Below are 10,753 nucleotides of genomic sequence, written 5' to 3'. Positions count from 1 at the left end.
GTAAGTCTTCGCAGGGGTGAGGGACGATTTCGGTGGCGAACGACGACAAGCTCCGCTATTTCCTGAAGCGAGTCACCGCAGATCTCCAGGAGACCCGGCGGCGCCTTCGTGACTACGAGGACGCCGCCGGGGAGCCGGTGGCCATCATCGGGATGAGCTGCCGCTACCCGGGAGGGGTCGACTCGCCCGAGGATCTGTGGGAGGTGGTCGCAGGCGGCCACGACGCCGTCTCGGAGTTCCCCGCCGACCGCGGCTGGGACCTGGACGCGCTCTACGACCCGGACCCGGAGTCCCGCGGGACCAGCTACGCCCGCGAGGGGGCGTTCCTGCGGGACCTGGCGCGGTTCGATGCCGGCCTCTTCGGGATCTCGCCGCGTGAAGCGCTCGCCATGGACCCCCAGCAACGGCTGCTGCTGGAGACGTCGTGGGAGCTCTTCGAGCGGGCCGGTATCGATGCCGCCTCGCTGGCGGGGAGCAGGACCGGCGTGTTCGCCGGCGTGATGAACCACGAGTTCCTCGCCGCCCTCCAGAACTCCCCGCAGGACCTGGAGGGTTACCTTGGGACGGGCACCTCGGGCAGTGTCGCCTCCGGCCGGGTGGCCTACACCTTCGGCCTCGAAGGCCCGGCCGTCACGGTCGACACGGCCTGCTCGTCGTCCCTGGTGGCCCTGCACCTGGCTGTCCAGTCGCTGCGCAACGGCGAGTGCTCGCTGGCCGTGGCGGGCGGTGTCACCGCGATGGTCGGTCCCGCCACTTTCGTCGGTTTCAGCCGCCAGCGCGGACTGGCACCCGACGGCCGCTGCAAGGCGTTCGCGGCCGGTGCCGACGGCACTGGCTGGGGCGAGGGCGCCGGCCTGCTGCTCGTGGAGCGCCTCTCGGACGCCCGCCGCAACGGACACGAGGTCCTCGCGGTCGTCCGGGGCTCCGCCGTCAACCAGGACGGCGCGTCCAACGGCCTGACCGCCCCCAACGGCCCTTCCCAGCAGCGGGTGATCCGACAGGCCCTGGCCGCCGCCCAGTTGACCACCGCACAGGTCGACGCGGTGGAGGCGCACGGCACGGGCACCCGGCTCGGCGACCCGATCGAGGCGCAGGCGCTGCTCGCCACGTACGGGCAGGGCCGTCCCGACGACAAGCCGCTGTGGCTGGGCTCGATCAAGTCCAACATCGGTCACACCCAGGCCGCGGCCGGTGTGGCGGGCATCATCAAGATGGTCATGGCCATGCGCCACGGCGAACTGCCGCGCACGCTGCACGTCGACGCGCCGTCCCCGCACGTCGACTGGTCGGCGGGGGCCGTACGGCTGCTCACCGAGCGCACGCCCTGGCCGGCGTCGGACAAGCCGCGCCGGGCCGGTATCTCCTCCTTCGGGATCAGCGGCACCAACGCGCACACGATCATCGAGGAAGCCCCGTCGGCCGAAGCGTTCGCGCAGGACGCCGAGGCCCGACAAGCGCCGGAGGAAGGCGCGGAGAGCGCCGGGGCCGTCGTCCCGGAGGCGGCGCGCCCGGCCGCGGGCGGACCGGTGCCGTGGGTGATCTCCGGCAGGACCGAGGAGGCCCTGCGCGCACAGGCCGAACGCCTGCTGTCCCGCACGGACGCCGAAGTCCCCCCGCTCGACGTCGCGTTCTCGCTCGCCGCGACGCGCACGGCCCTGGAGCACCGCGCGGTGGTCCAGGGCGGGACGCCGACGGAACTCGCCGAGGGATTGCGGGCCGTGGCCTCCGGCTCCCCGGCACCGGGCGTCGCGCGCGGTCTCTCCGGCACCGGCGGGCGCGTCGGGTTCCTCTTCTCCGGCCAGGGATCGCAACGCCCGGGCATGGGGCGTGAGCTGTACGCGTCCTACCCGGCGTTCGCCGCCGCGTACGACGAGGTCTGCGCGCACCTCGGCACCGCGGCCGACGTCGACTCGGAAGAACTGCACCGCACGGGCGTAGCACAGCCTGCTCTCTTCGCGGTCGAGGTGGCGCTGTTCCGGCTCCTCGAATCCTGGGGCGTGCGGCCGGACTATGTGGCCGGTCACTCCGTAGGCGAGATCGCCGCCGCACATGTGGCCGGGGTGCTGTCGCTCGACGCCGCCGCGAAGCTCGTGTCCGCCCGCGCCCGCCTCATGCAAGCCCTGCCCGCCGGCGGAGCGATGATCGCTGTCCAGGCCACCGAGGACGAAGTCCTTCCGCGTCTCACCGCCGGCGTCGGCATCGCCGCGATCAACGGCCCGCGGTCCGTCGTGGTGTCCGGAGCAGAGGACGCGGTCACCGCGATCGCCGAGGTCTTCCGGCAGCAGGGCCGCAAGACCTCCCGGCTGAAGGTCAGCCACGCGTTCCACTCGCCGCTGATGGACCCCATGCTGGAGGAGTTCACTCAGGCCGTCCGCGGGCTCGCCTTCGGGAAGCCGCAGATTCCGGTGGTCTCCAACCTCACCGGCCGCCTGGCCGAGCCGTACACCCCCGAGTACTGGGTCCGGCACGTCCGCGAGGCGGTCCGTTTCGCCGACGGCGTCCGGACTCTGCACGACCTGGGTGTGACCACGTTCGTCGAGATCGGGCCGGGGGGCGTGCTGAGCACCCTGGCCCAAGGCTGCCTGGACGACGACGTGGTCACCGTGCCCGCCCTGCGCGCCGACCGCCCCGAGCGGGCCGCACTCGTCGCCGCCGTCTCCGAACTGCACGCGCACGGCGTCTCCCCGGACTGGCACGCCTTCTTCCCCGGCGCCCGCCGCGTCGACCTGCCGACCTACGCCTTCCAGTACGAGCGCTACTGGCTCGACGGCTTACCGGCCGCACCCGGTGACGTCCGCGCCGCCGGACTGGGCTCGGCCGACCACCCGCTGCTGGGCGCCGCCGTCTCCCTGGCCGGCGGCGACGAGCGGCTGCTGACCGGCCGACTCGCCCTGCGCACGCACCCGTGGCTGAGCGACCACGCCGTGCTCGGAACCGTGCTGCTGCCGGGCACCGCGTTCGTCGAACTGGCCGTGCGTGCCGCCGACGAAGCCGGCTGCGACCTGCTGGAGGACCTCACCCTCGAAGCGCCCCTGATGGTGCCCGAGCGGGGCGGCGTCGCGGTTCAGGTGTGGGTCGGTGCGGCCGACGGCACCGGCCGCAGGCCGCTGACCGTGCACTCGCGCCCCGAGGACGACACCGACCTGCCGTGGGTCCGCCACGCGACCGGCTTCATCACCGAAGGGACCGAAGAGACAGGCGCCGCGGCTGCCGGCCGGGCGCTCACGGCGTGGCCGCCGACGGGCGCCGAGCCGGTCGACCTGGACGGCTTCTACGACCGGCTGGCCGCCCTCGGCCTGGCCTACGGACCGGCGTTCCGTGGACTGCGGAACGCCTGGCGCGCGGGCGAGGAGGTCTTCGCGGAGGTCGCCCTCCCCGACGGCACGGACACCGGCTGCTTCCTCCTGCACCCGGCTCTGCTGGACGCGGCGCTGCACGCGATCGGCGCGGGCGGTTCCCTCGCGGCCGAGACGGACGGGCCGCTCCTGCCGTTCGCCTGGTCCGGGGTGTCCGTGCGCGCCATGGGCGCGTCCACCGTACGGGTCAGGCTGGCACCGGCCGGTACGAACGCGGTGTCCCTGCTGGTGGCCGACGGCGCCGGCGAGCCGGTGGCGTCCGTCGAGTCGCTGACACTGCGCGCAGTGTCGGCCGAGCAGCTCCGCAAGCCCTCCGGTGACGCGATGTTCACCGTCGGGCGGGCGCCGCTGACCCTGCCCTCCGACGACGCGGACGGGACTGCGGTCGCGTACGTCCCGGACATCGCCGCACTGGCCGAGGCCGACGGGCCGTCGCAGCCGGACGTGGTCGTGGTTCCGTGCCCCGACGGCCCGGAAGGGGCGACCGGGGCCGAGCGGGTGCGTGCGGTCACCATCGACGTGCTGCGGCTGGTTCAGCGCTGGTTCGCCGACGACCGGACGCCACGCCTCGTGCTGGTGGTGCGCTGCGACGACCTCGCGCACGCTGCGGCGGGCGGACTGGTGCGCTCGGCCCAGGCGGAGAATCCCGGTCGGATCGTGCTGCTCGAAACCGACCGCCCGGACGAGGCGGCCGCGTTCGTGCCCGGCGTCGTACTGTCCGGCGAGCCCCACGTCGTCGTCCGCGAAGGGGAGGTCAGCACACCGCGCCTGGCCCGCGCCGCCTCCCCGGCAACGCAGGACGCGGCCACCGGCCTTGCGGACGAAGCGGCCTCCGCCCCCGCCGAGGGCGCTGCCTTCGGCCTCGGCACCGTGCTGCTCACCGGCGCCTCCGGCGCGCTGGGCACAACCCTCGCCCGTCACCTGGTGACCGGACACGGCGTGCGTCAGCTGCTGCTCGTCAGCCGCCGCGGCGCGGACGCCCCGGGCGCCGCGGACCTGAAGGCCGAACTCGCGGCGCTCGGCGCCGAAGCGACGTGGGCCGCCTGCGACCTCGCCGACCGTGACGCCCTCGCCCGGCTGCTGGCCGCCACTCCGGTCGACTCCGTCGTGCACAGCGCGGGTGTGCTCGACGACGGTGTGATCGCCGCGCTGACCCCGGAGCGCGTGGGCGCCGTCCTCGTGCCCAAGGCCGACGCCGTGCTCAACCTGGACGAGCTCACCGGCGAGAGCACGACGTTCGTGCTGTTCTCCTCCGCAGCGGGCGTCTTCGGCAACCCCGGACAGGGCAACTACGCCGCGGCCAACGCCTTCCTCGACGCCTTCGCCCGGCGCCGCCACGCCCAGGGGCGGCCCACGGTCTCGCTGGCGTGGGGCCTGTGGGAGCAGGAGGGTGCCATGGCCGACGCCCTCGACGAGACGGGCAGGTCGCGGATGGCGCGCTCCGGCGTCCTGCCGCTGTCCACCGAGGACGGCCTGCGGCTGTTCGACGCGGCGCTCGCCTCCGACGAGCCCGTGCTCGTCCCCGTCCGCCTCGACACCGCCACCCTGCGCAACCGGGGGGCAGAAACCGTACCGGCCCTGCTGCGCGGACTCGTCCGCGTCCCCATACGCGGCACGGCCCAGCGCGCCGCCACCAAATCCCTGGCCGAACGCCTCGCCGCTCTGGCCGCCGACGAGCGCGACGAGGCCCTCCTGGAACTGGTCCGGGCCGAGGTCGCCGCCGTGCTCGGTCACTCCTCGCCTCGGGCCGTACCGCCCACGCACGCCTTCCAGGACCTGGGCTTCGACTCGCTGACGGCCGTGGAGCTGCGCAACCGGCTGTCCCCCGCCATCGGCCTGCGCCTGCCCGCCACCCTCGTCTTCGACCACCCCACCCCCGCCGCCCTCGCCCGGTACATCGGCACCGAACTCCTCGGCGAGGCCCCGGCCGCTCCGGCCGCGACCTCGGCGAGGCAGGCCGCGGCCGCCGTCGACGAGCCGATCGCCATCGTCGGGATGAGCTGCCGCCTCCCGGGTGGGGTCCGCTCGCCGGAGGACCTGTGGCGGCTGGTGGCCTCCGGCCGGGACGGCATCTCCCGGTTCCCGGACAACCGCGGCTGGGACGTCGACGGGCTCTACGACCCCGACCCCGAGCACCTCGGCAAGACCTACGCGCGCGACGGCGGCTTCCTGTACGAGGCGGCCGAGTTCGACGCCGGCTTTTTCGGCATCAGCCCCCGCGAGGCCCTGGCGATGGACCCGCAGCAGCGGCTGCTGCTGGAGGCGTCCTGGGAGGCGTTCGAACGCGCCGGGATCGACCCGGCGACGGTCCGGGGCAGCCGTACCGGTGTCTTCACCGGCCTGATGTACCACGACTACGGCCAGGGCCCGCGCGAACTGCCCGAGGGCGTCGAGGGTTTGCTCACCACCGGAGGCTCCGGCAGCGTCGCCTCCGGGCGCGTGTCCTACACGTTCGGTCTGGAGGGTCCCGCCGTCACGGTCGACACGGCGTGCTCGTCGTCGCTCGTCGCCCTGCACCTGGCCGTCCAGTCACTGCGCAACGGCGAGTGCACGATGGCGCTGGCCGGCGGCGTCACCGTCATGGCCGTCCCGACGGTCTTCGTGGAGTTCAGCCGGCAGCGCGGGCTGTCGCCCGACGGGCGGTGCAAGGCGTTCGGTTCCGGTGCCGACGGCACGGGCTGGGCGGAGGGCGTCGGCATGCTGCTGGTGGAGCGGCTGTCCGACGCGGAGCGCAACGGCCATCGTGTGCTGGCCGTCGTGCGGGGGAGCGCGGTCAACCAGGACGGTGCGTCCAACGGTCTGACCGCGCCCAACGGCCCCGCGCAGCAGCGGGTGATCCGGCAGGCACTCACCTCCGCGGGCCTCACCACCGCTGATGTCGACGCGGTGGAGGGGCACGGTACGGGCACGAGGCTGGGTGACCCGATCGAGGCGCAGGCGCTCCTCGCCACGTACGGGCAGGGACGGGACGGCGACCGGCCTTTGTGGCTGGGCTCGTTGAAGTCCAACATCGGTCACACGCAGGCCGCCGCGGGCGTCGCCGGTGTGATCAAGATGGTCATGGCGATGCGCCACGGAGTGCTCCCGCGAACCCTGCACGTCGATGAGCCGACGCCGCACGTGGACTGGTCGGCCGGTGACGTCCGGTTGCTGACCGAGGCCGTCGACTGGCCCGAGTCGGACCGTCCGCGCCGTGCCGCGATCTCGTCCTTCGGTGTCAGCGGCACCAACGCCCACACCATCATCGAGCAGGCCTCCGCGACCGAGGCGCTGCCCCCGGCGTCCGGATCCGGCACGGCCGTGCCGTGGGTGCTCTCCGGCAGGACCGAAGCAGCGCTGCGGGCGCAAGCCGCCCGCCTCGCGTCCTTCCTGGACGACAACGACAACGACAGGGACAACGACAACGACGGCGACAGGGACGACGACGGTGAGGCGGCCCTGGCGGCCGACGTGGCGTACTCTCTGGCCACGACCAGGGTGGCCTTCGAACACCGCGCCGCAGTGGTCGGGCAGACTCTCCAGGAACTCCGGCGGGGACTGGCCGGTGTCGCCGGCGGCGCTACGCCACCCGGCGTGGTGACCGGGACCGCACGCACCGGCGGCAGGACCGTCTTCGTCTTCCCCGGGCAGGGGTCGCAGTGGGTGGGCATGGCCACCGAACTGCTGGAGACCTCCCCGGTCTTCCGTGACCGGATCGAAGCCTGCGAACGCGTCCTCGCGCCGCACGTGGACTGGTCGCTGACCTCGGTGCTGCGCGGCACCTCCGAGGCCGAGCAGGACCGGGTCGACGTGCTGCAGCCCGTGCTCTGGGCGATGACGGTCGCCCTCGCCGAGGTGTGGCGCTCCTTCGGAGTGACCCCCGACGCGGTCGTCGGGCACTCCCAGGGCGAGGTCTCCGCGGCGGTGATCGCCGGAGCGATCTCCCTGGAGGACGGAGCGCGCATCGTGGTGCGGCGCAGCCTCGCGGTCCGCGAACTCCAGGGCTGCGGTGCCATGGCCTCGGTGACGCTCCCGGACGAGAAGGCACGGGAACTGGTCGGCCGGTGGACCGGCCGCCTCGGCATCGCCGCCGTGAACGGGCCCGCCACCGTCGTGGTCTCCGGGGACACCGACGCCCTCGACGAACTCCTCGCGCACTGCCGACAGGAGGGCGTCCAGGCTAGCAAGGTCGCCGTCGACTACGCCGCACACTCGCCGCAGATCGAACGCGTCGAAGCACAGGCGAGCGAGGGGTTCGCCGGCATCAGCCCGCTCCCCGGCTCCGTGCCCTTCTACTCCACGGTGACGGGCGGGAAGCTGGCCGCGGACGAGCTCGGCTCCGGCTACTGGTACCGCAACATGCGGCAGACGGTACGGTTCCACGACGCGATCCGGTCAGCTCTCGCCGACGGGCACGACGTGTTCGTCGAAGTCAGCCCGCACCCCGTCCAGTTGGCGGGCATCCAGGATGCCATCGAGGCCGCCGACGCGGACGCCGCGGTCGTACCGACGCTGCGCCGCCGCGACGGCGGACGGACCCGGCTGATGCTCGCCCTGGCCCAGGCCCAGGTGCACGGTGTCGCCATCGACTGGGACGCCGTCCTGCCGGGCGCGCGCCGTGTCGGCCTCCCGACCTACGCGTTCCAGCACGAGAGGTACTGGCTGGAGTCGGGCGCTCCGGCCGGTGACGTACGAGCGGCTGGGCTGGACGCCACCGATCACCCGTTCCTCGGCGCCGCGGTGGAGCTGCCGGACGCCGGCGGCCACCTGCTGACCGGGCTGCTGTCCCTGCGGTCCCAGCCCTGGCTGGCCGACCACGTGGTGCTGGGCACGGTGCTGCTGCCGGGCACGGCCTTCGTGGAACTGGCCGCCCATGCCGCGGCCGAGACCGGCTGCGACCATGTCGAGGAACTCACCCTGCAGGCACCGCTGGTGCTGCCCGAGCACGGCGGCGTCGCGCTCCAGGTCCTCGTGGGAGCCCAGGACGACTCCGGTCGCCGCCCGCTGAGCGTGCACTCGCGAGCCGGGGACGGCTCCTGGACACGCAACGCCACCGGCGTCCTCACCACCGGCGCAACCCCCTCCGGGACAGACCTGAGCAGCTGGCCCCCGGTCGACGCCCAGCCGGTGGACCTGGACGGCTTCTACGACCGCCTGGCGGACCTCGGCCTGAGCTACGGCCCGCTGTTCCGGGGGCTGCGCGCCGTGTGGCGCGGCCACGACGCGGTCTACGCCGAACTCGCCGTCACCGACGAGGCGCAGGCGGACGCGTTCGGCGTGCACCCGGCCCTGCTCGACTCCGCGCTGCACGCGCTGGGCGCGGGCGGCCTCGTACCGGCCGCCGACGGGCCCCTGCTGCCCTTCGCGTGGTCCCGCGTCACGCTGCACGGAACCGGAGCGGCGAGCCTGCGGGTACGGCTCTCCCCGGCCGGTGGGGACACGGTAAGGCTGGAGGCCGCCGACGGCACGGGCCGTCCCGTCATGTCGGTCGAGTCGCTGACGCTGCGTCCGGTGTCGGCCGAGCAACTGCGCACGAGCTCCCGGGACTCCCTGTTCACCGTCGAGTGGGCACCGCTCGCCGCCACGGCTGACGCGCGGACACCGGTCGTACAGGCCTACGACGACATCGCCGCCCTCCTCGCTGCCCCCACGGTGGAGACCGGGGCGCAGGCGGACACGGACGCCGTCGTCGTCCCCTGCCCCGGCGGGTCGGGTACCGATGCCGAGCGGGTCCGGAGCGTCCTCGCCGAAGTGCTCCGGCTGGTCCAGTGGTGGCAGGCCGAGGACCGGGCCGCCCGCCTGGTGCTGGTGACCCGGGGCGCGGTCGCCGCCGGGGACGAGCCGGAAGAGGGCGACCCGGTGCAGGCGGCCGTGTGGGGCCTGGTCCGGTCGGCACAGTCGGAGAATCCGGACCGCATCGTCCTCCTCGACAGCGAAGAGAATGCCGACCTGGAGCGGGCCGTGGCGACAGCCGTCCCCCGGCTCCTCGCCTCCGAGGAGCCGCAAGCGGCGCTCCGCGGCGATGCGCTCCTGCTGCCCCGGCTCGCCAGGGCCGCCGCCGACGCCCCGCGGGCCACCCCGGACCTCGGGACCGGCACAGTGCTTCTGACCGGCGCGTCCGGCGCTCTGGGCGGGCTCGTCGCCCGGCACCTGGTCGCCGAGCACGGTGTGCGCAGCCTGCTGCTGATGAGCCGGCGCGGCGCGGATGCCGAGGGTGCGGCGGAGCTCCGGGCGGAACTGACCGCCGCGGGTGCCGAAGTGCTCTGGGCCGCCTGCGACGTGGCCGACCGGAACGCCCTCGCCGAGGTGCTGTCCGGCACGCCGGTGACGGCCGTCGTCCACACGGCCGGCGTCCTCGACGACGGCGTGATCGGTTCGCTCACGCCGGAGCGCCTGGAGAAGGTGCTGCGCCCCAAGGCCGACGCGGTGCTGAACTTGCACGAACTGGCGGGCGACGTGTCGGCGTTCGTGCTCTTCTCCTCGCTCGCGGGCACGCTCGGCACCCCCGGCCAGGCCGGCTACGCCGCGGCCAACGCCTTCCTGGACGCCTTCGCCCGGCACCGCCGCGCCCAGGGGCTGCCCGCGGTGTCGCTGCCGTGGGGCCTGTGGCAGCGCACCGGCACCATGACCGAGTCCCTCGGCGGCGCCGACCGGACCCGGCTCGCCCGCGGCGGCGTGCTGCCACTGTCCGACGAGGACGGCCTGGAACTTCTCGACGCCGCGCTCGCGCTGCAGGAACCCCTCGTGGTGGCGGCACGGCTGGACCTCGCCGCCCTGCGGAACGCGACCGCACCGGTGCCGCCGCTGCTCAGGGCGCTCGTAGGCGGCCGGCCGCGGCGCATGGACCGGGCGGCTTCCGTACCGCTGGCGCAACGGATCGCGGGCCTGCCCGAGAGCGAGCGCGAAGAGGCCGTCCTGGACCTCGTCCGCTCCGAGGTCGCCGCCGTACTCGGCCACAGCTCGGCCAAGGCCGTCCAGCCCGACCAGGCCTTCGGCGACCTGGGCTTCGACTCGCTGACCGCGGTGGAGCTCCGCAACCGGATGCACAAGGCCACCGGCCTGCGGCTGCCCGCGACGCTGGTATTCGACCACCCGACGCCCGCGGTACTCGCGCGGCGGGTGCTGAAGGACCTCCCCGGTGGTACGGGCGGGACGGCGCCGGTCCTCGACGAGTTCGACCGCCTCGCCGCCGCCCTCGACGGCGCCGGAGCGGACGGCGTCGACAACGCCACCCGAACCAAGATCAACATGCGTCTCCAGGCGCTGCTCGCCCGCTGGAACGGGGACGAGCCGGCCGATCCGGGAGGCGCCGGCGGAGCCGGGGACGAAGACGACCTCAGCTCGGCGAGCGACGAAGAGCTGTACGAGCTCCTCGACGACGAACTCGGCATCTTCTGAACTGCGCAGGTCAAAAGGGG

The 10,753-nt window shown here is 74.1% G+C and carries 1 protein-coding gene; it reads left to right on the top strand.

Annotated features, from left to right (window positions below; all coding sequences use genetic code 11):
* The first annotated feature begins 32 nt into the window (after positions 1-32).
* A complete protein-coding gene (locus AS594_RS01105) occupies positions 33-10,733 on the top strand; it encodes a type I polyketide synthase (RefSeq protein WP_069931761.1) in 10,701 nt (3,566 codons plus the stop codon).
* Positions 10,734-10,753: the final 20 nt, after the last annotated feature.

The sequence above is a fragment of the Streptomyces agglomeratus genome, from assembly GCF_001746415.1.
GTDB classification, from domain to species: Bacteria; Actinomycetota; Actinomycetes; order Streptomycetales; family Streptomycetaceae; genus Streptomyces; species Streptomyces agglomeratus.
The sequence above is the reverse complement of the archived record's forward strand: the minus strand, read 5'-3'. Positions and strand labels throughout refer to the sequence as shown.